Origin of the sequence: Nonomuraea sp. NPDC049486 (assembly GCF_040676925.1) — a bacterium.
GTDB lineage: Bacteria > Actinomycetota > Actinomycetes > Streptosporangiales > Streptosporangiaceae > Nonomuraea > Nonomuraea ferruginea.
Genome location: NZ_JBFAPV010000015.1, coordinates 92,509 through 115,022, shown reverse-complemented (window position 1 = coordinate 115,022; position 22,514 = coordinate 92,509). Strand labels below are relative to the sequence as shown.

Below are 22,514 nucleotides of genomic sequence, written 5' to 3'. Positions count from 1 at the left end.
GTCCCCGGCCATAGCGCCTGCTAGAACCCTGCTAGAACAATGTCCTGCTCGAGTGTCGCGGCTCACATCGATATGGGCGGGGAGACGATATGACACGTAAGTGACGCTGGTCAAAGTTTTCCGCACTTCATCCAGACCGGACTGAAAAAGCGGCATAAATCGTACTTTGTGGATCACAGGGCTCGAAGGCCGACCAGATCATCCATGGCGTGCACAGGCGGTCGGATAAGCACCCACGGGGCCTTGACAAGCCACTCGGCAAGCGACACCGGCCTTACCGGCAGTAAACACCCGCGCAACCTCGGGTTAACGCCGTGAAAGTTTCATCCTCTTGCCCCGGCCGATTCGACGTGACAATCTTTCCAACGCCGGGTTGGTGATAATGTCCACCGTGATGATCACCCCCCAGTCGCAGGAGGACGAATGCGAAAGGCACGCGCTGTTCTCGTCTCGGCCGTCATGGTCCTCGGAGTGTCGCTGACGATCGGCGCCGCCCCGGCGCACGCCGAAAGGCTGGCAGGCGTCTTCAGGGACTACTCGGAGTGCCAGCGGATCGGCAGCCACGGCATAAACCAGGGCTGGTGGGACGACTATTCATGCGAGTGGGAAGGCCGTTACCGCTACTACTTCCTCTACGCGTGACACCGTGAGCCGCGCGCACCCCCGGGGCTGAGGGGCCGGACCGGGGGGCGCGTGTGTCTCACCGTTCTTCCTGCCGGTCGCGAGGCCGGCCGGTGCCGGTCAGCGGTGCAGCAGGATCGGCAGGCGGGCCCAGCCGTGCGCGATGAAGGACGGCACGTGGGGCAGCTCGCTCTCGTCCACGGCCAGCCGGAGGTCCGGGAAGCGGGCGAACAACGCGGGCAGGGCGGTGAGCGCCTCCAGCCGGGCGAGCGGAGCCCCGATGCAGCGGTGCACGCCGATGCCGAAGGCCAGGTGCTCGTCGCGTTCCTTGGTCGGGTCGAACCGGTCGGCGTCCGGGCCGTGCTGGTCGGGGTCGTGCCCGGCCGCCAGGTAGCTGGTGATGATCGCGTCGCCCGCCTCGATCCGTACGCCGCCGATCTCGATCGGCTCGATGGCGAAGCGCAGCGGCAGGTTGGCGATCGACGGCGTCCAGCGCAGCGTCTCCTCGACCACCGCGTCCCAGGAGACCTCTCCCGACAGGACCCGCTGCAGGTGGTCCGGATGGGTGAGCAGGGCGTGCACCGCGTTGCCGATCAGGTTGACGGTGGTCTCGTGCCCGGCCGCGATGAGGAGCAGCAGGGTGTCACGCAGCTCGTCGTCGGTGAGCGAGTCGCCGCTGTCGCGGACGTTGATCAGCTCGGTGGTCAGGTCGTCGCCCGGGTGCTCGCGCTTGTGGGCGACCAGGGCGGGCAGCACGGTGCCGATCCGGACGGCCGTGGCAGCCGCCTGCTCCGGGGTGGCGGTGGTGTCCATGATGGCCTCCATCACCTGGGCCATCTCCTCCCGCATGCCCTCGGGGACGCCGAACAGCTCGCAGATCACCCGCATCGGCAGCGGGTGGGCGTAGGCGGCGCGGAGGTCGACGGCCTGGCCCCGGGGCTGCGCGGCCATGGTGTCCAGCAGTTCCGCGACGATGTCCTCGACGATCGGCTGCATGGCCTTGGTACGGCGCGCGGTGAAGCTCGGGGCGATCAGCTTGCGCAGCCGCCGGTGCTCCTCGCCGTAGGCGCTGAGCATGTTGGACACGCCGATCCAGGTCATGATCCAGGTCCAGCCCGGCTCGGCGAGCGCCTGGGGCAGCAGCCGCCAGTGCCGCTTGTCCTTGCTGACCAGCGGATCGAGGATGAGCTGCTTGAGCAGGTCGTGCCGGGTCACCGCCCAGGCCGGGATGCCTCCCGCGAGCTCTACGAGGACCAGGGCGCCGAGGTCGCGTAGTCGGCGGACCTCGCCGGGGAGGTCGGAGCCGAAGGGATCGAGGACGACGGGGGCCGCATTGCCCACGGGGATTCTCCTGGCTGGTCGGGACGGATCGGGGTGAAGCGCACCGGCAGGTGCGCCAGCGCGCGATGGAACGGGCCGGGCCGCCACGACAGCTCGTCGCGGGGGACGGTCAGTTCGAGGTCGCACAGGTGAGAGGTCAGGCGTTCGATCGCGGTCATCGCGATGAGCACGGCCGGGTCGCTGGCCGGGCAGCGGTGCGACCCGGCGCCGAAGCCCAGGTACGCGCCGCCGTCGGAGCGCAGTTCCTCGGGGATGCCGGTGGGCTCGGTGTTGGCCGCGGCGTAGGAGACGAGGACCAGCTCGGCCGGCTGGATCCAGGTGCCGTGGAAGTGCACGGGCTGGAGCGTGAAGTACGGGCCGTAGTTCGCCATGGCGGGCTCGGCGCGCAGGGCTTCCATGAGGGCGTCGTACGTGCTGAGCGCGCCGTTGGTGAGCGAGCTGTAGTAGCGGTCGTCGCTGACCATCCGGGAGATCGTGTTGGAGATCAGGTTGGCCATGGGGTCGTAGGTGGCGGCCGTCACCAGCACGAGGGTCTCCGCCAGCTCGTCGGTCCGCAGCATGGCCGGATGGTCCATGAACCAGGAGGTCAGGTCGTCGCCCCGCTGGGCGTGCTTGGCCTGGATCAGCTCGCCGATGTAGCGGCTGAACGCCTCGCTGCCCCGCGCGCCCGTCTCGCCGTCGGCCTCCATCATGTCCGACAGGGCCTGGACCAGGCCTTCGCTGTCGGAGTCGGGCCGCCCGAAGAGCAGGTTGAAGACGCGGGCCGGGATGAGCCGGGCGAAGTCGGCGACCAGGTCGGCCTCGCCCTTCGTGGCGAACCGGCCGATGAGCGAATCCGACACCTCGGTCACCAGCTGGCGCAGCTTGTGCGGCTGGATCTGCTGGAAGCAGTCGGCGATCACCTTGCGGTAGCGGGCGTGCTCGGCGCCGTCGGAGAACAGCGCGTTCGGCCGGTAGCCGAGCATCGCGATCACCCCGCCGGTCTCCGGGGTCTCGGGGAGCCGCGCCTGCCAGGCGCCGGAGTTCTTGCTCCAGAAGCCGCCGGCGTTGGTCAGCACGTCCAGGGCGGCCCGGTAGCCGATCACCAGGTGGGCCTCGACGCCCGGGGCGATCTCCACGGGCGCGACCGCGCCGTGCCGCGCGCGCAGCTCCGCGTAGACGGCCTGCGGGTCTCTGGCGTACTCGGGCCCGTACAGGCGCCCGGCGTCGGGCATGTAGCGCAGGGTCATGACAACACCAGCTCTCTGACGTGCTCCACCAGCGCGATCAGCGAGGCGCGGGCGGAGGCGGGGTCGCGGGCGTCGCACACCATCAGCGGCGTGCGCGGGTCCAGGTCGAGCGCCTGGCGCACGGACTCCAGCGGGTAGTCCGGCGAGTCGGGGAAGTGGTTGACGGCCACGGCGTAGCGGATGCCGGAGTTCTCCACCAGGTCGAGCACGGCGAAGCTCTCGTCGATGCGGCGGGTGTCGGCCAGCACCAGGACCCCCAGCGCGCCGCGTACCAGCTCGTCCCACAGGACCTGGAAGCGGGTCTGTCCCGGCGCCCCGAACAGGTAGAGCACGACGCCCGGCAGGGTGAGGCGGCCGAAGTCGATCGCGGTGGTCGTGGTCGTCTTCTCGTTCACGCCGGTGAGGTCGTCGACCAGCGTGCCCGCCTGGGTGAGCACCTCTTCGGTGTTGAGGGGCTTGATCTCCGAGAGCGCGCCCACGATGGTCGTCTTGCCCACCCCGAACGGCCCTGCGATGACCAGTTTGACCGGGATGTGCTCGGCGCTGACGCGACTGTCAGAGAGCGCGGAGGCCATTGAGTACCAACTCCAAGATCTCGATGTCGGGCAGGTCGGTGGCCGGCGGATCGCGGGTCAGCAGCGTTCCGCCGCCGACCAGCCCGGCGACCAGCAACCGCACCACGCAGTAGGGCAGGCCCAGGTGCGCGGCGCACTCGTACACCGACAACGGCCCGTCCCGCAGCAGGGCCAGCAGATGCGAGCCCGGAGGGTCCAGCCCGTTGGTGGCGGCGTCGGGCGCGATGTAGACCAGGGTCGTCCGCTGGACGCTGATGTGCTCGGGCACGGTCAGTCTCGCGGCGGCCATGTAGTCCGGGACGACCCGCCGCCGTTGTCGTCCTGAGGTCATGTCCGCACGCCCTGCACCCTGGCCGCGCTGGCCTCGTCGAGAGCCTTGATCAGCTTCTGCACCTGCAGCTGCACCTCGTAGGCCAGCGCGCCGACGTTGACCGCCCCGGTGGCGGCGACGACGATGGCGGCGCGGTCGCCGGCCGGGGCGATGTAGTAGTAGCCGCTGTCGGCCGAGATGACGATGTCCACCACCCCGCCTTCGGAGCCGCCGCTGAGGCCGTCGCACAGGGCGCGGGCGGCCCCCAGCACGGAGCTCGTCATGGCGGCGGCGCGCTCGCCGGTCTCGGTCGTCACGTCGGCCGAACCGCCGAGGATCAGCCCGTCACGGCTCAGCACCACGCCTCGCGTGACCCCGGGCAGCGCCATCAGGGGCGACAGGACCCAGGACACGTCGAGGGACAACGCGCGTCCCTTGGTCGGAACACGGCCAGAAGCGCTGTGAGCGTCCATGGAACGGTCAATTCCCTTCGGTGATGTCGTGCTGCTGGGTCGGGAGCGCTTCGCGGCGGCCCGCTTCGGCTCCGATCTGGAAGTCCCCCCACCGCTTCTGGGCAGCCTCCGGGGTGGTGAGCACCTTGCCGTCGGGGCCCTGGGAACCGCCCGCGCCGGGCCGGGGGCCGGACGCGGGGCGCGGCGGCGACTGGCGGCGACGCTGCGGCAGCGGGGCCAGGTCCTCTCCTGTCTGTTGCCGCGTCTCCGCCGCGGGCTCGGTCCGCGCGAACGAGGCGACGGGCGCCGACGCCACGGGCTCCGGCCGGAAGGCGGGGGCCGCGGCGCGGACCGGCTCGGGCGCCAGCACCGACGGCCGGCTGTGCTCCGGCATCTCCACGAGCAGGGCGGTGGGGATGTTCAGCACGGCCTGCACGCCGCCGAAGGCGCTCTTCTTGACCGTGACCTGCAGGCCGTAGTGCGCGACCTGGCGGCCGATGGCGGCCCAGCCGGTGTGGGGCGGGTTGCCCAGGTCGACGAGGCGGGCCGGCTGGGTGCCGCTCAGCAGGCGGGTGGCGCGGGCGTACTGCTCCTCGTTGAGTCCGACACCGGCGTCGTCGATGACGATGGCGGCGCCGTTGTTGGTCTCGTGCACGGCGATGGTCACCTTGAGCGTGCCGTAGGAGTGGTGGACCGCGTTGGCCAGCAGCTCGGCGGTGATGAACAGGATCGACTCCGCGGCGCGGGCGGCGACCCCGATCCGGCGGCGCAGGTGGTTGGCGGGGCCCTCGATGCGCTGCTCGAAGTTCTCCACCCGGGAGATGGCGCCCACCATCAGGTCCACCAGGTAGGTGTCGTCACGCGACAGGCCGGGCGTGGCGCCGCACGCGATGCCGGTCACCTGGACGCGGCGGATGATCAATTCGTTGAACATGTCGAGTCCCAGCACCTCGCGCAGGAGCGCGGTGTGCTCGTCGCCGCTGTAGCGCTGTTGCACACCGGCGAGCAGGTCCTGGGCGCGCAGCGCCTGGGTCTGCACGCGGGACATCGCGCCCCTGATGACCGCCTGGGCCGCTTCGTCGATACGCTCGCCCTCCTCTCTGACGCCGCGGGTGAACGCGTCGAGGAGGGCGCGGTGCTGCCTGTCGACGTCCGTGCCCGCGAGCGCCTGGTGCTGCACGCCGGGCACGATCACGTGCGGGCTGCGCAGGTGGGACAGCAGGGCGGGGACGCGCTTGGTGATCAGGTGCTCGGTCTCGGCGCGGACGAGCTCCTGCTGGGCGCGGGCCTCGCGCAGCAGCTCCGCGCTCTCCTGGGCCTGGCGCTCCGCGTGGGCCAGCCGCTGCTCGGTGGCGCTGGTCTCGCGCGTCCGGTGTTCGTGTTCCTGGCGGGCCTGGGCGAGCTGCCCGCGGGCCTGGGCGAGATCGCGGCGTACGCGCACGTGGTGGAGGAGGACGCCCACGAGGGCCCGGGCGAGGACCAGGGCGATGATCGCTGCGGGAACGCTGAAGGAGTCTGGCGGCATGACAAGTCCTGGGGTCGAGGAGAGCCGGCGGAAAGATGTCGACCGCCGAAGAGTTTGCTAGCGGCGCGTGGGGTTCTCGCGCGGCGTCCGGCCTGGACCGCGTCGGCGTTGACCGAGCCCTTCCGCGACGTGGGCACGGCTGCGTGCCCGGTGCGGCTCTGCCTGAGGCAGGGCGGGGCCAAGCGACATGTGCATCCTCAGTCTCAGTCGAACGACGGCCAACAGGGAAACCAGTATTCCCGCTTGGTCACGATAGTCAACCGTGTGTAAGGTCTTCAGTGCATTCCGTCGCGCAAATTGTCCCGATTTGTTCCGATTGCGGTGGCGTCGGGACTATTGGGCGCAGGGCACGCCGACCCCATGGAACCGGACCCCTCCCCCGTCCCCTCCGGCCGGCACCGCCTGACGCGGGCCGTCCGGGTGGTCCGCGGCGGCCGGCCTCACCCTCCAGGCCGGGGAGATCGCCTTCGTCGGCCTGTTCGCCGAGGAGATCGGGCCTTCAGGCGAGCAGCTCGACCGCGCCGAGGCGGCCTGAGCGGGGGTTCGGCCGGTCGATGCCCTCCGTCAGAGGGAACGCGATCCCCTTTTCTCACCCGTACGATCACCATAAATGGATAAAGAAGTCCCATGGGGAAGGTGCTCCGCTTCGACCCGGGCAACGCCCATTTTGAACACCTTTGGAGAAATGCGGGCGAAAGGCGAAGGTTCTGAACAGAAGAACCGAATAGGGTGTCTTTAGGTACACGCCTGAGCTGCCCGAATCGCTGAATCACCGGGAGACAGCGCCCGGACGAATTCGGCGCACAGGCGGGGCCGCGCAAGCGGGCCACCTCGCAAGCTCTGCCGTGCGAAGGGAGCCGGCAATGACCAATCCACGCTACGCACGACCGCAGGAGACGTCCCGAGGTCAGGTGCCTCCACAAGCCCGTCAGGAAACGCCGCAACAGGCGCCTGCCCGGCCCACGATGGAGGCGCCCCAGCCGACCGGCTGGGTCGGCTGGGTGGCACTCGCCGGCATCGGGATGATGATCCTGGGATGCTTCCAGGCCTTCATGGGTCTGGTGGGGATCTTCAACACCGACTTCTACGTCGTCACCGCCAACAACCTGGCGATCCCCGTCAACTACACGGCCTGGGGATGGTTCCACCTGGCCATGGGTGTGATCGTCTTCCTCGCCGGCGCCGCGATCATGACGGGCAAGACCTGGGGGCGAGTGGTCGGCATCACCCTCGCCGCCCTCCAGGCGCTCGTCAACTTCGCCTGGCTGCCCGCGTACCCGGTCTGGTCGACGATCGTCATCGCCTTCGACGTCCTCGTCATCTACGCGCTGGCCGTCCACGGGAGGGAGATGAAGGCGTTCGACCGCGGCGCTGTCCCATAGGACGCTGATCGAGGAATCGGCGCTGCTTCGGCGGCGCCGATTTCTCGCGGCCGTCGTCGGGCAACGGTCCAGCGCGAGCCAGGATGCCACGGTGGTTCCCCTCGGGAGGGATGGCCTGGTCAGCGCGGTCGGAGACCAGGCCGCAGGGTTGGCGAAGCCGCCGCGTCAGTCTCCGGTCTTGCGCTCGCGTTCGTACGCGGCGTTGATGCGCAGCGCCTCGGCGAGCTGGTCTTCCAGGACGATGATCCGGCAGGCGGCTTCCACGGGGGTGCCCTGGTCGACGAGTTCCCTGGCACGGGCCGCGAGGCGCAGCTGGTAGCGGGAGTAGCGGCGGTGGCCTCCGCTGGAGCGTCTCGGCTCGATCAGCTTGGCGGTGCCGAGGGCCCGCAGGAACGTGGGGGTGACACCGAGCATCTCGGCTGCCGCACCCATGCTGTAGGCGGGGTAGTCCTCATCCTCGAACCGGTCGTCGGCCTCGTGTGTGACGCTGCCCGCGGTGCCGCCCGGGCGGGCGCCGGGTGTGTGGGTTTGATCCATAGATGCCTTTCATCATGCGAACAAGGGCCCCGGCGCCTGTATGCGCCGGGGCCCGAAGAGGTTCAACACCATCTACCGGCCATTCGGCCGGCCTACTGTATTCCGCATCCGCCCTGATGTGCGGCGGTGATGCGGGGATCGCGAATGCGTGACCGTAGACCACCTTCCAATCTTGTGGAACTGCGGCACCCGTCCGGCGGGACTCAGCCGGCGACGGGCGATCCTTCGATGGCGTTCAACACTCCCTTCCTCAACTTGCCGGACTGACTGTCCACTTCCACTTCGGCAGCGCGTCCACGATCAGGACCCCTTACCACTGCGTTGGCCCATCACGTCCGACCTTCTGCCTTCACCTACTCAAACCTCGTCACGGGCAGTTCGTCGTGTTGCGGTAACTCTTCTGCTGCCCGGCGGATCCGTTCCTTTCGATGACAGGAACTCTAGCGCGTACGTCTTCGGATGTCTACTACGGCGAACATAGATTTTCGGTTCCAGGCCTCCGCCCCGGCCGGGTACCTGGAAAGGGCGTCGGACGCCGTGCGGGCTGATGCGACGGAGCCGGCGAGGCCGGGGTCCTCGCCGGAAACAGGGCTCAGCTACGTACGGCCAGGTCCTGGGCGAGATGGCCGATGACGTCGCGGGCGTCGTCCTCGATGCCGTTGATGAAGGTGGATCTGCGCCGCCGCAGCATGGGCAGGCCCAGCGCGTACAGTCCCGGGCTGTCGACCACGCCGCCGTCGTGGCGCAGCCGGCCCTTCTCGTCGACCACGGGCACGTCCAGCCAGCCGTAATCGGGCCGGAAACCCGTCGCCCACACGATCGTGCGGATCTCGCCGCTGTTCAGATCGAGCTGCAGGCGCGCCGACTCGGGCACCCGGGTCGGCTCGAAGCTCTCGGGCGGGCCGACCTCGGCCTCGCGGCCGGACGTGCGCGCCCACGCGTCGAAGCCGTCGAGCAGGCGCCTCATCTTGAGGTCCGCGAGCGAGAACACGTTGCGCAGGCCGCCGGAGAACAGCGCGCGGCCGTCGCGCACGGCCGCCCAGCGGCCCACCAGCTCGACGCCCATCGCGGTGAGCGCGTTGAGGTCGAGCGTCGCGCGTTCGGGGGTGCCGACGAGCTGGGGCGAGGGCAGCCGCCTGGCCCGCGTGAGATCGTCGACCTCGTCGTAGCGCTGGTCCCACACGCCGGAGGCGTCCATCCACCACAGCACGTCGCGCCCGCGGTAGGTGCGGGGCAGCCGCACGTGCTCGCCCACCGAGAGGATCACCGGCCGGCCCGACCTGCGCAGCTCGGCGGCCAGTTGCACGCCGGTGGCCGACGCGCCCACGACGAGCACGCCGCCGTCGGGGAGCTGACCGGGTTCGCGGTAGCCGAACGGCGTCAGCTGCCGCACGGAGGACGGCACCGCCTCGCTGAACTTGGGCACCACCGGCTGGTTGCAGGCGCCGCTGGCGATGACGACCGCCCGGCAGCCGATCTCGCCGTGGTCCGTCGTCACGTCGTATCCGCCGTCGGTCCGCCGGACGGACGTGACGTTGGTGCTCGTTCGTACGGGAGCGCCCGAGAGCACGGCGAAACGCTCGATGAACTCGGTCACCTCCCCCATGGTCATGTAGCCGTCGGGGTCCGGGCCCTCGTAGCCGAGGCCGGGCAGGCGGCTCTGCCAGTTGGGGGTGAGCAGGCGGAAGGAGTCCCAGCGCTCGCGCCGCCAGGAGTTCGCCACCTCGCCGCGCTCCAGCACGACATGATCGATCGAACGGTCGCCGAGGAAGCGGCTCGCCGCGAGGCCCGCGTGCCCCGCCCCGATGACGACCGTTGTGACACGCTCGCTGATGACTCGGCCCTCAGGCGACTTCGACGGTGACGTCTGTCGGGTTGGTGATGGCGTCGAACACGGCCGAGCGCTTCTGCGACTGGGCCACCAGCGCCTCGATGTCCTGCTTCGAGGCGTCCGCGTCGATGTTGAAGGTCACCTTGATGTCGGTGAAGCCGTTGCGGACGTCGGCGTCGGCGCCGAGGATCCCGCGGATGTCGTGCTTGCCTTCGAGCGTCGCCTCGACCGAGCGCAGCTGGATGCCGCGGTTCTGCGCGACGGACGCGACGCCCGCCGTCAGGCAGCTGGCCAGGCCGACGAGGAGGTACTCGATCGGCGTGATGCCGTTGTCCTCGGCCGCGAAGACGTCAGGGTGGTCGGCGTCGAACACCGCTTCGTTCTTGTGGGTCTGCTCCTGCCCCAGACCGAAGAACTCCTTGACGGTGGTGGTGCTGTGGACGCCGTTCTGCCACTTGGAGGACGCCCGCCAGACGAACTGCGCGGCCTCCGGCGCGGTCTTCAGCACCTCGCGCGCGTCCAGCAGCGCCTGCACGTTCACTCCGTTGGCGACAGTCGTCATGTCCCGCACCCTTCGGCTACTTCCTGTACTTCCAGTAGGTATTTGACCATACACCCACGGTGGCGGCTACCATAGCTCCCATGTCACAGCCAGCCTCGACGCTCGCGGCCGGCATGGCCGGCACGGCCGGCACCGTGGAAACCCAGTATCTCGACCTGCCGCAGCCTGTCCCCCTCGACTGCGGCAGAGATCTGCACCCGGTGCGCGTAGCGTATGAGACCTACGGAGTCCTCTCGCCCCAGCGCGACAACGTCATCCTCGTGTGCCACGCGCTCAGCGGCGACGCCCACGCCGCCGGCCTGGCCAAGGTGCCGTCCGAGGAGAGCACCCGCGACGGGTTCGGGGCCGCCGACCGCGACGGCGCCGCCGGCAAGGGGCTCGGCTGGTGGGACGGGATGATCGGCCCCGGCAAGGCCTTCGACACCGACCGCTTCTTCGTCATCTGCACCAACCTGCTCGGCGGCTGCGGCGGCACGACGGGCCCGTCGTCCATCGACCCGGCGACGGGCAGGCCGTACGGGGCGGACTTCCCCGTGATCACGGTGGCGGACATGGTACGGACCCAGCGCGCGTTCCTGGACGTCCTGGGCATCGAGCGGCTCGCGGCGGTGGCCGGGGGCTCGCTCGGCGGGATGCAGGCCATGGAGTGGGCGGTCATGTACCCCGACCAGGTCGACGCCGTCGTGGCGATCGCCAGCACGCACGCGCTCCACCCGCAGGGCATGGCCTGGAACGCGATCGCGCGTGACTCGATCATGCGCGACCCCGCCTGGCAGGGCGGCCACTACTACGGCACGGGCCGGGCGCCCGACGGCGGCATGGGCGTGGCCAGGATGGTCGGCCACATCACCTACCTGTCCGCGCCGGCGCTCGACGACAAGTTCGGCCGGCGGCTGCAGTTCGCCGACGACCTCCGCTACACGATCACCGAGCCGGAGTTCGAGGTGGAGAGCTACCTGCGCCACCAGGCCGGCTCGTTCGTCAAGCGCTTCGACGCCAACACCTACCTCTACGTCTCGCGCGCGCTGACGTACTTCGACCTCGCGCGGCAGCACGGCGGCGGATCGCTGACGCGGGCGCTCGAAGGCGTCGCCGCGCGGACGCTGCTGATCGCCTTCAGCTCCGACTGGCTCTACCCGCCGAAGGCGTCGGAGGAGGTCGCGCGGGCGCTGCGCGACCTCGGCAAGCCGGTCGAGTTCGAGGTGATCGAGGCACCGTACGGCCACGACTGCTTCCTGCTCGAAGAAGCGCGCCAGACTCCCATGATCCGCCGGTTCCTGGCTCAGGGCGGGACCGGATGACGTCGAAGAAGAGGCCTTCGTGACCGACCAGTTTTCCCGTGCCGAACAAGCCCGCGAGTTCGGGTTCGAGACCCGGCAGCTGCACGCCGGGCAGCGGCCGGACCCGAACACCGGCGCCCGCGCGGTGCCGATCTTCCAGACGACCAGCTACGTCTTCGAAGATCCCGAGTCCGCGGCGGCGTACTTCAACCTGCAGGAGTACGGCAACACCTACTCGCGCATCATGAACCCCACCGTCGCGGTGTTCGAGGAGCGGGTGGCGAACCTGGAGGGCGGCTGCGGCGCGGTGGCGTTCGCCAGCGGGATCGCCGCGCAGGCGGCCGCGCTCTTCACGCTGCTGGAGCCGGGCGACCACGTCGTCTCGTCCTCGGCGCTGTACGGCGGGACGGTCAACCAGTTCAAGCACCTGCTGCGCAAGATGAACGTGGAGCTGACCTGGGTCGATCCGGACGATCCCGACGCGTGGCGCCAGGCGGTGCGCCCGAACACGAAGGCGTTCTTCGGCGAGACGATCGGCAACCCCGCCGGCAACGTGCTGGACATCGAGACCGTGGCGGCCATCGCGCACGAGCACGGGCTTCCGCTGATCGTGGACAACACGTTCGCGACGCCTTACCTGTGCCGCCCGATCCAGTGGGGCGCCGACATCGTGATCCACTCGGCGACCAAGTTCATCGGCGGCCACGGCACGAGCATCGGCGGCGTGGTCGTCGAGTCCGGCGCGTTCGACTGGTCCAACGGGCGGTTCCCGGTGGTGGCGGACCCGTCTCCGGCCTACCACGGCCTGCGTTTCCACGAGACGTTCGGCACGTACGGCTATCTGATGAAGCTGCGCGCGGAGACCCTGCGCGACCTCGGGGCGGCGCTCTCGCCGTTCAACGCCTTCCTGTTCCTGCAAGGGCTGGAGACCCTGTCGCTGCGGATGGACCGCCACGTCGAGAACGCGCGGGCGGTCGCGGCGTTCCTGGAGTCGCACGAGTTGGTCTCCAACGTGAGCTATGCCGGCCTGCCTGGCAGCAGATACCGGCCGCTGGTGGAGAAGTACCTCCCGCGCGGCGCCGGCGCGGTGTTCTCCTTCGACTGCGCGGGCGGCCGGGAGGGCGGGCAGAGCCTGATCGGCGGGCTGACGCTCTGGTCGCACCTGGCGAACGTCGGCGACGCGAAGAGCCTGGTCATCCACCCCGCGAGCACGACGCACCGCCAGCTCGGCGACGCCGAGCTGCGGGCGGCCGGCGTCGGGCCGGGCACGGTGCGGCTGTCGGTCGGCACCGAGTCCGTCGAGGACCTGATCTGGGATCTGGAGCAGGGGTTCGCCCGCGTCGCCAAGGCGATCGGGGAGAAGGAGGAGACGGCATGACCGAGCTCGGGCGTTACCAGGACCCGCTGACGATCCAGCGCGTGCTCCACGCCACCAGGTCGATCGCGATCGTGGGCCTGTCCGGCAACGAGCTGCGGGCCAGCTACTTCGTCGGCTACTACCTCAAGCGGCACGGCTACCAGGTGATCCCGGTGAACCCCCGGGAGAAGGAGATCCTCGGGGAGACCTGCTACCCGAGCCTGCGCGACGTACCCGTCCCGGTCGACCTGGTGAACGTCTTCCGCGCGCCGGACGCGCTACCCGCCATCGCCGAGGAGGCCGTGGCGATCGGCGCCGCCGCCCTGTGGTGCCAGTTCGGCGTGATCAACGAAGAGGGCGCGCGGATCGCCGAGGACGGCGGCGTGACCGTGATCATGGACCGCTGCATCAAGGTCGAGCACGCGCGCTACGTGGGCCGGATGCACTGGCTCGGCTTCAACACCCAGCGCATCACGTCCGTCCGCGCCGGGCTCCAGTAGTCACGCGCTCCGCCGGGTCGTCCCGTCGCGAACGCGACGGGCTCGGCGACGGCGGCCGCCGGTGAAAGTTTCACGTCGTGGACGCTATAGCGCGGTCTGCTGGACCGTGAAACTCCAGATGCGGGCGCTTCGGGGGCAGGTCCGCACCGCCGGTACGGATCGCCCCCGTTGACGTGAGGGCGGGGTGTCGGATGTACTCCGCGACGACGCACCCACCGGAGCAGGCCATGTGGTTCGGCGGAAAGAAATGGTAGCGCTAACACGCGCTGTGGCCGCCCGCTCCGACCTAGCCAAGGAGCCCTGGATGTCCCTGAGCCGCAGGCAGTTCGGCAAGGCCGCCCTGGCGTCGGCCGCGCTGGCGGCCACCGGTGTGGCCGGTTTTCCCCGCGCGGCGCAGGCGGCCGGCACCGCCTACGTGTTCGCGTACTTCACCGAGTCCCCCAACCAGTCGGCCGCCGACTACGGCCTGCACCTCGCGGTCAGCCGGGACGGCCTGAACTGGGCGCCGCTCAACCAGAACAACCCCGTCGCGACTCCGACCGCCGGGCAGCAGGGCCTGCGCGACCCCCAGATCCACCGCAAGCTCGACGGCGCCTTCGTGGTGATCGCCACCGACCTGAAGGGCCTCGACTTCGGCACGACCAGTCAGTATCTGCACGTCTGGGACTCGGCCGACCTGACCGCCTTCACCGGCTACCGGCGGCTGCGCATGCACACCACCAGCGGCCACACCTGGGCGCCCACGGTATTCCGCGACGCCTCGCGGGGCCAGTACGGCATCGTCTACTCGTTCAACACCGGGGGCCGGGACATCCTGGCGGTCAACTACACCAGCGACTTCCAGTCGGTCAGCGCCCAGCAGCCGTTCTTCAGCCCCGCCTTCAACGTGCTCGACGGGGACATCGTCGTCGACGGCGGCACGACGTACCTCTACTACAAGAACCTGAACGACGGGAACCTCTACGGCGCCCGCTCGGCCACGGGACAGCCGAACAGCTTCACCACGTACACCGGCGGCCTGCGGATGGGCAACGCGATCGAGGCGCCGCTGCTGCAGAAGACCAACGAAGGCGGCTGGCGGCTGTGGGGCGACTCCTTCAGCCCGGTCAACAACGACTACTACCTGTGGTCGTCGTCGAACATCGGCGCCGGCGCGTGGACGGCGGCCAGTCAGCGGGACTACACCCCGCCGCTGAACTCCAAGCACGGCTCGATCGCCTCGATCACCGACGCCGAGTACAACGCGATGGTCGCGCGGTGGGGGCTGCCGAACTGGGTGCGGCTGAAGTCGTACAACTTCCCCGACTATTTCGTCCGGCACGCCGACCGGGTGGGGCGCATCGACCCCTACCCGTTCGATCCGCACCAGGATCAGTTGTGGCGGATGGTGCCGGGGCTGGCCGATCCGGCCGGGGTCTCGTTCCAGTCGGTGAACGTGCCGGGCGACTACCTGCGGCACAGCAACTACGCGGTCCGGCTCGACCCCGACGACGGCTCGTCCGTGTTCCGCGCCGACGCCACCTTCCACCGCGTGGCCGGGCTGGCGGACGGCGGCTGGTCGTCGTTCCGGTCGCACAACTTCCCGACCCACCACCTGCGGCACCAGGGGTACGTGCTGCGCATCGACCCGGTCAGCTCGTCGTCGAGCGCCACCGACCGCCAGGACGCGACCTTCCGGGTGGCCTCATGAGCGAGATCAGCCGCCGCCGGCTCTTCCAGGCCACGGGTGCCGCCGTCGCGCTCTCGGCCGCCGGCCAGGTGGCCGGCGCCTCCCCCGCGTCCGCGGCCGCGCTGCCGTGGGCCAGATCCGACATCGGCGTCTCGGCCTACGCCTTCGACCTCGGCCAGGTCCGGCTGACCTCCGGGCGCTGGCTGGACAACCAGAACCGGACCCTGAACTACCTGCGCTTCGTCGACGTCGACCGGCTGCTGTACGTCTTCCGGGCCAACCACCGCCTGCCGACCGGCGGCGCCGCGGCCAACGGCGGCTGGGACGCGCCCGGCTTCCCGTTCCGGTCGCACATGCAGGGCCACTTCCTGACGGCGTGGGCGCAGGCCTACGCCGTGCTCGGCGACACCACCTGCCGGGACAAGGCCGTCCACATGGTCACCGAGCTGGCCCGGTGCCAGGCCAACAACGCCGCCGCCGGGTTCACGGCCGGTTATCTGTCGGGCTTCCCCGAGTCCGACATCACCGCTGTGGAGAACCGCACGCTGACCAACGGCAACGTCCCGTACTACTGCATTCACAAGACGCTGGCCGGGCTGCTGGACGTGTGGCGGCTGATCGGCGACACCCGGGCCAGGACCGTGCTGCTCGCCCTGGCGGGATGGGTGGACACGCGCACCTCGCGGCTCGGCGCGAGCCAGCTGCAGGCCATGCTCGGCACCGAGTTCGGCGGCATGAACGCGGTGCTGACCGACCTGTACCAGATGACCGGCGACTCCCGGTGGCTGACCACGGCCCAGCGGTTCGACCACGCGGCCGTGTTCAACCCGCTGGCCGCGGGCCAGGACCAGCTCAACGGGCTGCACGCCAACACGCAGGTGCCCAAGTGGATCGGGGCGGCCCGCGAGTACAAGGCGACCGGCACCACCCGTTACCGCGACATCGCCGCGAACGCCTGGTCGATCACCGTCGGCGCGCACACGTACGCGAACGGCTCCAACAGCCAGGCCGAGCACTTCCGCGCCCCGAACGCGATCGCCGCCCACCTGACCAGGGACACCGGCGAGGCGTGCAACACCTACAACATGCTGAAGCTGACCCGGGAGCTGTGGCTGCTGTCGCCCACCCGGGCCGACTACTTCGACTACTACGAGAACGCCCTGCTCAACCATCTGATCGGGCAGCAGAACCCGGCCGACGCGCGCGGGCACGTCACGTACTTCACCCCGCTCAACCCCGGCGGGCGCCGGGGCGTCGGCCCGGCCTGGGGCGGCGGCACCTGGAGCACGGACTACGACTCCTTCTGGTGCTGCCAGGGCACCGGCATCGAGACCAACACCAAGCTGATGGACTCGATCTACTTCTACGACGGCACCACGCTGTTCGTGAACCTGTTCGCGCCCTCCACGCTCGACTGGAGCCAGCGCGGCATCACGGTCACCCAGACGACCTCATACCCGGTCGGCGACACCACGTCGCTGCGGGTCACCGGCGAGGTCGGCGGGACGTGGACGATGCGCGTCCGCATCCCGGCCTGGACCCAGGACGCGACGATCAGCGTCAACGGGGTGCGGCAGAACATTCCTGTCACCCCGGGCAGCTACGCCGGCCTCACCCGGTCGTGGGCGCCGGGCGACACCGTGACCGTGCGGCTGCCCATGCGGGTGGTCATGAAGGCCGCCAACGACAACCCCGGCCTGCAGGCCGTCACCTACGGCCCGGTCGTGCTGTCGGGCGACTACGGCAACACCGGCCTGTCGTCCGCCCCGGTCCTGGTCCCCTCGTCGATCACCCGTACGAGCACCTCGTCCCTGGCCTTCACGGCGACGGCGGGCGGGGCGACGGTGCGGCTGGGGCCGTTCCACGACGCGCACGGCCACAACTACGTCGTCTACTGGAACACCGGCGGTCAGGGCGGCACCGGCTCCGGCTTCCGGCTGCTCAACGCCGCCAGCGGGCTGGTCCTCGGCATCCAGGACATGTCCACCGCCGACGGCGCCCCGGCGCTCCAGTGGACCGACAACGGCACCGCCGACCACGACTGGGTCCCGATCGTCGACGGCGACGCCCTGCGGTTCCGCAACGCGCACAGCGGCAAGGTGCTCGGGGTCGAGAACATGTCGGCCGCCGACAACGCCCGGGTGGTCCAGTGGGACGACAACGGCACCGCCGACCACCGCTGGACGGTCACCGACACCGGCGACGGCTCGGTCAAGATCCGCAACGTCCACAGCGGCAAGCTGCTCGGCGTGCAGAACGGCTCGACGGCCAACGGCGCCCCGGTGGTCCAGGACTCCGACAACGGCGGCGCGGACAACCGGTGGCGGTTCGTGCCGAGCGGCGCCCGGCGCGTCCAGAACGTGGCCACCGGGATGGTGCTCGGCGTCACCGGCATGTCCACGGCCGACGGCGCGCTCGTCGTCCAGTGGGGCGACACCGGCACCGCCGACCACCTGTGGACGGCGGTCGTCGACACGGGCGGCTACCTGCGGCTGCGCAACGGCCACAGCCAGAAGGTGCTGGGCGTGGAGGACATGGGCACCGCCTCCGGGTCGCGCGTCCTGCAGTGGGCCGACAACGGCACGGCCGACCACCGCTGGCGGCTGCGCCCCGGGCCGGGGGCCGCCTTCCGCATCCAGTGCGCCAACGGCGGCCGGGTCCTCGGCCTCGCCGGGACGTCCCAGGGCGCGCAGGTCGTGCTCGCCGACGAGGGAGCGGGCAACACCCTCTGGAGGTTCCTCTGAGGGCTACGCGGCGGCGGCCAGGCGGCGTTCCACGGCGGCCAGGCGGCGTTCGACCTCGGTCAGCCGGTCTGCCGTGGGGCGGCCGCGCAGCAGGTCGGCGAGCTGGTCGGCCTCCTGCTGTTCGAGCTCCACGGTGTGCGCGGGCGTGTCGGGGTCCGCTTCGTCGTAGAGCAGGAGGGTGCGTCCGGCGGGAGTGACGATGACGGCGAGGTGGTCTCCCCGCCGGGTGTCGGTGTGATGGACGGTCCCGATGCCGGGGATGGTGTTGCTCGTGATCTTCATGGGTCTCCTTCCCTGTGACGTCATGCGGGCAGGCTCTCCTGCCGCCGGTCGCCCCTGCCCCACGCGATCAGATCGGCGCTGAGCGGGACCTGGATGTCGGTGATGTCGAGCAGCGTGACGCGGATGCCCCACTGCCGGGTCGTCTCGCTGACCTGGCCGGCCAGGTCGGCGCCCGCGCCGGCGACCAGGGCGGGGAGTTCGGCCAGGTCGCGCCGGGCGATCTCGCGCCGCAGCACGTTCTCGGCGACGATCGTGGTGGCCGTCAGCGGGCCTTCCACCGCCGTCGCGAAGCGGACCGGGTCCTCGACGGCCGCCATGACGCCGGCCCGCACCCGCACGCTCACGCCGTCGCGGGTGACGGCCTCCTTGCCGAACACGTCCAGCCCCGCCGTGCGCAGCGACACTCGTACGTCGCGCTCCAGGATCGGCCAGACGACCACGAGCCCCGGCCCTCGGACCCCCGTCACGCGGCCCAGCCTGCGCACCACCAGCCGCTCGTCCTCGCCGACGACGCGCACCACCCGGGCGATAAGCGCGGCGAGGAGCAGGAGGCCCAGCAGGAGCCACACGGCCGGCGCCTGCCACGTGACCGTCTGACCGTCCAGCGCGAACATGCCCTCATCCCCTGTCGACCTGGCTCGTCGTCGGCGCGAACCTCGTCACTTGGAGGAAATTCGAGCAATCGGGTCCGCTCACTTACCAGTTTGGCCCAGGAACAGGAATCCGGCTATCGGGGCCGGCACCCATTTCGCGGGGGGAAGACTATGTAGATTTCCGAATTCCACGGTGTAGCCGCACGTGGGGGCCGGGATTCAAGAGCCGGTCAACTGGTGAGCATTCTAACCTCGATTTATTCCCGGCACGCATCGGCCGTCGTTTCCTGAGGGCCTTCCCGGGTACGGTGCGACCGGCATGAGGGATGGAAGACGGCGCCTGATGGATTACGTGCTCCCGCTGCGCTGGGAGGACGACTCCGGCCTTGAGGAACTGACCGCCTACCTGCGCGCCCTGAGCCGCCGCCTACGGGTCGTCGTGGTCGACGGTTCTCCCGGGCCGCTGTTCGAGCGCCATGCCGCCGCCTGGCGCGGCCTCGTGACGCACGTCCGTCCGGACACCGATCTGCTCCGCGCCAACGGCAAGGTCGGCGGCGTGCTGACCGGCATGCGGCTGGCCCGCGCCGAGCACGTGATCATCGCCGACGACGACGTGCGCTACGACGAGTGGGCCCTGGCCAGGATGGATCGCCTGCTGGACGAGGCCGAGCTGGTCCGGCCGCAGAACTACTTCGCGCGACTGCCCTGGCACGCCCGCTGGGACACCGCCCGCACCCTGCTCAACCGCGGTCTGGGCGCCGACTATCCCGGCACGTTCGGGGTGCGCCGCTCGTTCTTCGCCCGGATGGGCGGCTACGACGGTGACGTGCTGTTCGAGAATCTCGAACTCATCCGTACCGTACGCGCGCACGGCGGCCGGGAGCTGCGCCCGCTTGATCTCTACGTCCGGCGCCTGCCGCCCGACGCCGCCCGCTTCTGGAGCCAGCGCGTCCGGCAGGCGTACGACGACCTGGCGCAGCCCGGCCGCATGGCGCTGTTCCTGTCCGTGCTGCCGGGGCTGGCCTTCTGCCTGCTGCGCCACCGGTATGTCCTGCCCGTGGCGGGCGCCGTACTGGCCGTGGGGGTGGCGGAGGCGGGGCGGCGCAGGGCGGGCGGGCGGCGCGTCTTCCCGGGCACGTCGGCGCTGTTCGCCCCGGTCTGGATCGTGGAGCGGGCGACGTGCGCCTGGCTCGCGGTCGGGGCCGCCGTGTGCGGCGGCGTGCCGTACGCCGGGCGCAGGCTCCGCCGGGCGGCCCATTCCGTACGGTGGCTGCGTCAGGCCGGGGCCTCGCGCTCGCTGGGCGCCCGGAAGCCGGCCACCTTGTGCGAGCCGTCGCAGAACGGCTTGACCGACGAGAACCCGCACCGGCACAGCGCGACCGTCGCCCGCCCCGCCGGGATCGGCACGCCGTCCTGAGTCACCAGCTCGAACGGCCCCCGGATCAGCAGGGGCCCGTCCTCGCAAGGCGTCACCGTCACCACGTCATCTCCCTGATGCGACATCCCACCCCTCTTCCCGGCGGAACAGCGGGGACACCTGACACCAGGGAGGCGAGTTTGGCGCACAGGTCCCCGGGCAGTTCCCGGGCGAGAAGGGGGACTCGTGACAGCGGTTGATGCCAGGAGGGCCAGGAGGGAAGGTCGCGGCGCCACCGGGCGGGAGCCGGCCACGAGGCTGCCCGCTCCGCGCGGGCCGGTCACCGCGACGCTCTTCGACCGCCTGACCCGTCCGCCGGACGACAGCCCGATCCCGCTGGACGTCACCGGCGCCGAGCTGGGCGACGACGACTTCCAGCTCGCCCTGTTCGTCTGCTACGAGCTGCACTACCAGGGCTTCGACGACGTGGACGAGCGCTGGGAGTGGGCGCCGCCGCTGCTGGCCGCGCGCATGGAGCTGGAGCGGCGCTTCGAGGAGACGCTCGCGGCGGCCGTGCCCCGGCCGCCGCTCGACGGGCCGGTCGAGGTACGCCGGGCGCTCAGGGAGCTGACCGCCGACGACGACGGCCCCTCCCTGTCCGCCTTCCTGTCCCGCCGGGCCGGCCTGGAGCAGTTCCGCGAGTTCGTCATCCACCGGTCGATCTACCACCTCAAGGAGGCGGACCCGCACACCTGGGCGATCCCCCGCCTCCGTGGCCGGCCGAAGGCCGCGCTGGTGGAGATCCAGGCCGACGAGTACGGCGGCGGCCGGGCCGAGCGCATGCACTCCGAGCTGTTCCGCGCCACCATGCGCGGCCTCGGCCTGGACGACTCCTACGGCGCCTACCTCGGCCGCGTGCCGGGCATCACGCTGGCCATCTCCAACGCCATGTCCCTGTTCGGCCTGCACCGGCGGCTGCGCGGCGCCCTGATCGGGCATCTCGCCGCGCTGGAGATGACCTCCTCCCTGCCCAACCGCCGCTACGCCATCGGGCTGCGCAGGCTCGGCGGCGACGACACCGCCGCACTCTTCTACGACGAGCACGTGCAGGCCGACGCCGTGCACGAGCAGATCGCCTGCCACGACCTGTGCGAGAACTTCGCCGCCGAACACCCGTGGCTGGCCGGGGACGTCCTGTACGGGGCGGCGTGCGCGCTGCGGCTGGAACGCCTGTGGGCCGAGTACATCCTCGGCCGCTGGGACGCGGGGCTGACGTCGTTGCGGCATCCCTGACGGGGGCTCGCCGATCTTCGTCACGTGAGGCATACTGTTGCCGCCCTAACAGTGATCATTGACTCATGTGCGGGCATCCTGTGGCGGAACCGGCAAAGGAAACAGATGTCTGATCATGGCGTCGACCGGCGTAGATTTCTGACCGTCTCCGGCCTGGCCCTGGGGGTGGCGGCCTTGCCCACCGGCGCGACGGCCGCGACCCCGTCCCCTTCTCCCGCCCGTGCCGAGACGTGGGAGAACATCATCGAGAAGTCGTCCTTCGACAGCTGGACGGCCTTCGACCGGGAGTGGAACCGCCTCTATCCCTGGGGAGGCGACGACGACACCCACAACGGCGCCGCCCGGATGCACGCCGACCAAATCTCACTCTCCGGGGGCGTGCTGACCCTGAAGGCGACCCGGCTGGCCACGGCCGACGGGACCAGCCCGCACAAGCCGTACGCCCCGCTGTGGTACCGCTCCGGCGCCATCCACGCCAAGGAACAGATCATCGTCAACGACCAGTTCCCCGAGTACGACATCGAGGGCGAGTTCAGCGCCCAGACCGGGCCGGGCATCTGGCCGGCGTTCTGGACGACCGGGGAATGGCCGGCGTGGCCGCCGGAGACCGACATCCTGGAGTACGTGGGCGACTCCACCAACCTCTTCAACACCTGGAACAAGACCTCCAGCGGCGATGAGGGCGAGGAGGCCGGCGACGACTACTTCGTCACGCGGGAGCGGGTGCCCGTCGCGGACCCGGCCGCCTGGCACAAGTACCGGGTCTGGATGTACAAAGACGGCGACGACGTCGGGCTGGACTACTACCTCGACGGCTCCTGGGTGGCCACCCACAAGGGCGAGAACTGGGCCGGCGTCCCGCAGTACCTCATCATCAACCTGCAGATGGGCTCGTACGCGTCCGGCCTGGACGGGCCCGGCGACCCCGGCTGGAACCAGCAGCTGCCGGGCCCCACCGGCGACACCCACCTCCGTGCCCGCAACGTCTGGGTGGGCCGCACCCGCGCCTGGTGACAGGCCGCCGTTCCGGAACTCCCCGCGTGTCGGATCTTCGCCCCGCGCCGGCAGGCTCCG

The 22,514-nt window shown here is 70.4% G+C and carries 21 protein-coding genes and 1 pseudogene; 10 read left to right on the top strand and 12 right to left on the bottom strand.

The window, feature by feature from the left end; all coding sequences use genetic code 11:
• Positions 1-423 precede the first annotated feature (423 nt).
• Entirely contained in the window at positions 424-642 is a 219-nt protein-coding gene (locus tag AB0K05_RS34995; protein WP_148033053.1) for a hypothetical protein, read from the top strand.
• 99 nt (positions 643-741) lie between these two features.
• Here the strand turns inward: AB0K05_RS34995 and AB0K05_RS34990 are convergent, their stop codons facing one another.
• The 6 genes from AB0K05_RS34990 to AB0K05_RS34965 are packed head-to-tail and all read right to left on the bottom strand — an operon-like array spanning position 742 to position 6,053.
• Complete coding sequence (locus AB0K05_RS34990) at positions 742-1,962, bottom strand: cytochrome P450 (RefSeq protein WP_271277332.1); 1,221 nt, start codon at positions 1,960-1,962, stop codon at positions 742-744.
• The gene (locus tag AB0K05_RS34985; protein WP_187281286.1) at positions 1,866-3,191 is read right to left on the bottom strand and encodes a cytochrome P450; all 1,326 of its coding nucleotides are present in this window, start codon (positions 3,189-3,191) and stop codon (positions 1,866-1,868) included. The genes AB0K05_RS34990 and AB0K05_RS34985 overlap by 97 nt, the downstream gene beginning before the upstream one ends.
• Positions 3,188-3,766, bottom strand: a complete 579-nt coding sequence (locus AB0K05_RS34980; RefSeq protein ID WP_271277331.1) for an ATP/GTP-binding protein — start codon at positions 3,764-3,766, stop codon at positions 3,188-3,190. Before AB0K05_RS34980 ends, AB0K05_RS34985 begins: the two co-directional genes overlap by 4 nt.
• Positions 3,747-4,097: a DUF742 domain-containing protein gene (locus AB0K05_RS34975; RefSeq protein ID WP_148033056.1), complete on the bottom strand. Its 351-nt coding sequence runs from the start codon at positions 4,095-4,097 to the stop codon at positions 3,747-3,749. The genes AB0K05_RS34980 and AB0K05_RS34975 overlap by 20 nt, the downstream gene beginning before the upstream one ends.
• Complete coding sequence (locus tag AB0K05_RS34970) at positions 4,094-4,501, bottom strand: roadblock/LC7 domain-containing protein (protein ID WP_219546228.1); 408 nt, start codon at positions 4,499-4,501, stop codon at positions 4,094-4,096. Before AB0K05_RS34970 ends, AB0K05_RS34975 begins: the two co-directional genes overlap by 4 nt.
• A 55-nt stretch (positions 4,502-4,556) precedes the next feature.
• Positions 4,557-6,053: a hypothetical protein gene (locus AB0K05_RS34965; protein WP_364234959.1), complete on the bottom strand. Its 1,497-nt coding sequence runs from the start codon at positions 6,051-6,053 to the stop codon at positions 4,557-4,559.
• A 965-nt stretch (positions 6,054-7,018) separates the two neighbouring features.
• Here AB0K05_RS34965 and AB0K05_RS34960 point away from each other — a divergent pair.
• Positions 7,019-7,435 (top strand): hypothetical protein, encoded by a 417-nt coding sequence (locus tag AB0K05_RS34960; protein ID WP_271277329.1) that lies wholly within the window; start codon positions 7,019-7,021, stop codon positions 7,433-7,435.
• A gap of 165 nt (positions 7,436-7,600) precedes the next feature.
• On the opposite strand, the gene AB0K05_RS34955 is transcribed toward AB0K05_RS34960, so the two are convergent.
• From AB0K05_RS34955 to AB0K05_RS34945, 3 genes are all read right to left on the bottom strand, one after another.
• Positions 7,601-7,867, bottom strand: coding sequence for a MerR family transcriptional regulator (locus AB0K05_RS34955; RefSeq protein ID WP_246640272.1), 267 nt, complete (start codon positions 7,865-7,867; stop codon positions 7,601-7,603).
• 697 nt (positions 7,868-8,564) lie between these two features.
• On the bottom strand, positions 8,565-9,779 hold the full coding sequence (locus AB0K05_RS34950; protein WP_222709174.1) for an NAD(P)-binding domain-containing protein: 1,215 nt from the start codon (positions 9,777-9,779) through the stop codon (positions 8,565-8,567).
• Between the two features lie 37 nt (positions 9,780-9,816).
• Positions 9,817-10,365 (bottom strand): OsmC family protein, encoded by a 549-nt coding sequence (locus AB0K05_RS34945; RefSeq protein WP_148033062.1) that lies wholly within the window; start codon positions 10,363-10,365, stop codon positions 9,817-9,819.
• A gap of 80 nt (positions 10,366-10,445) precedes the next feature.
• Between AB0K05_RS34945 and AB0K05_RS34940 the strand changes: the two genes are divergently transcribed.
• The 5 genes from AB0K05_RS34940 to AB0K05_RS34920 all read left to right on the top strand — a co-directional run bounded on the left by AB0K05_RS34940 (position 10,446) and on the right by AB0K05_RS34920 (position 17,915).
• Positions 10,446-11,666: a homoserine O-acetyltransferase gene (locus AB0K05_RS34940; protein ID WP_271277328.1), complete on the top strand. Its 1,221-nt coding sequence runs from the start codon at positions 10,446-10,448 to the stop codon at positions 11,664-11,666.
• 19 nt (positions 11,667-11,685) lie between these two features.
• The gene (locus AB0K05_RS34935; RefSeq protein ID WP_148033064.1) at positions 11,686-13,023 is read left to right on the top strand and encodes an O-acetylhomoserine aminocarboxypropyltransferase/cysteine synthase family protein; all 1,338 of its coding nucleotides are present in this window, start codon (positions 11,686-11,688) and stop codon (positions 13,021-13,023) included.
• Positions 13,020-13,502 (top strand): CoA-binding protein, encoded by a 483-nt coding sequence (locus tag AB0K05_RS34930; RefSeq protein ID WP_271277327.1) that lies wholly within the window; start codon positions 13,020-13,022, stop codon positions 13,500-13,502. The genes AB0K05_RS34935 and AB0K05_RS34930 overlap by 4 nt, the downstream gene beginning before the upstream one ends.
• Before the next feature lie 304 nt (positions 13,503-13,806).
• Positions 13,807-15,192, top strand: a complete 1,386-nt coding sequence (locus AB0K05_RS34925; protein WP_271277326.1) for a glycoside hydrolase family 43 protein — start codon at positions 13,807-13,809, stop codon at positions 15,190-15,192.
• Positions 15,189-17,915 (top strand): beta-L-arabinofuranosidase domain-containing protein, encoded by a 2,727-nt coding sequence (locus AB0K05_RS34920; RefSeq protein WP_364234952.1) that lies wholly within the window; start codon positions 15,189-15,191, stop codon positions 17,913-17,915. The genes AB0K05_RS34925 and AB0K05_RS34920 overlap by 4 nt, the downstream gene beginning before the upstream one ends.
• Before the next feature lie 3 nt (positions 17,916-17,918).
• On the opposite strand, the gene AB0K05_RS34915 is transcribed toward AB0K05_RS34920, so the two are convergent.
• Positions 17,919-18,197 carry a hypothetical protein gene (locus AB0K05_RS34915; RefSeq protein WP_271277324.1) on the bottom strand — a complete coding sequence of 93 codons (279 nt, stop codon included), beginning with the start codon at positions 18,195-18,197 and terminating at the stop codon, positions 17,919-17,921.
• A gap of 20 nt (positions 18,198-18,217) precedes the next feature.
• Entirely contained in the window at positions 18,218-18,811 is a 594-nt protein-coding gene (locus tag AB0K05_RS34910) for an SPFH domain-containing protein (protein ID WP_271277323.1), read from the bottom strand.
• Positions 18,812-19,133: 322 nt separating this feature from the next.
• Here AB0K05_RS34910 and AB0K05_RS34905 point away from each other — a divergent pair, with 322 nt between their 5' ends.
• Positions 19,134-20,207, top strand: coding sequence for a glycosyltransferase family 2 protein (locus tag AB0K05_RS34905; protein ID WP_364234948.1), 1,074 nt, complete (start codon positions 19,134-19,136; stop codon positions 20,205-20,207).
• On the opposite strand, the pseudogene AB0K05_RS34900 reads toward AB0K05_RS34905, so the two are convergent.
• Positions 20,171-20,293: pseudogene (locus AB0K05_RS34900) on the bottom strand (hypothetical protein); the annotation flags it as partial. The gene AB0K05_RS34905 and the pseudogene AB0K05_RS34900 overlap by 37 nt on opposite strands.
• A 100-nt stretch (positions 20,294-20,393) precedes the next feature.
• On the opposite strand from AB0K05_RS34900, the gene AB0K05_RS34895 reads away from it, so the two are divergent.
• Both AB0K05_RS34895 and AB0K05_RS34890 read left to right on the top strand, forming a co-directional pair.
• On the top strand, positions 20,394-21,440 hold the full coding sequence (locus AB0K05_RS34895; RefSeq protein WP_364234945.1) for an iron-containing redox enzyme family protein: 1,047 nt from the start codon (positions 20,394-20,396) through the stop codon (positions 21,438-21,440).
• Positions 21,441-21,545: 105 nt separating this feature from the next.
• The gene (locus tag AB0K05_RS34890; protein WP_271277320.1) at positions 21,546-22,454 is read left to right on the top strand and encodes a family 16 glycosylhydrolase; all 909 of its coding nucleotides are present in this window, start codon (positions 21,546-21,548) and stop codon (positions 22,452-22,454) included.
• Positions 22,455-22,514 lie beyond the last annotated feature (60 nt).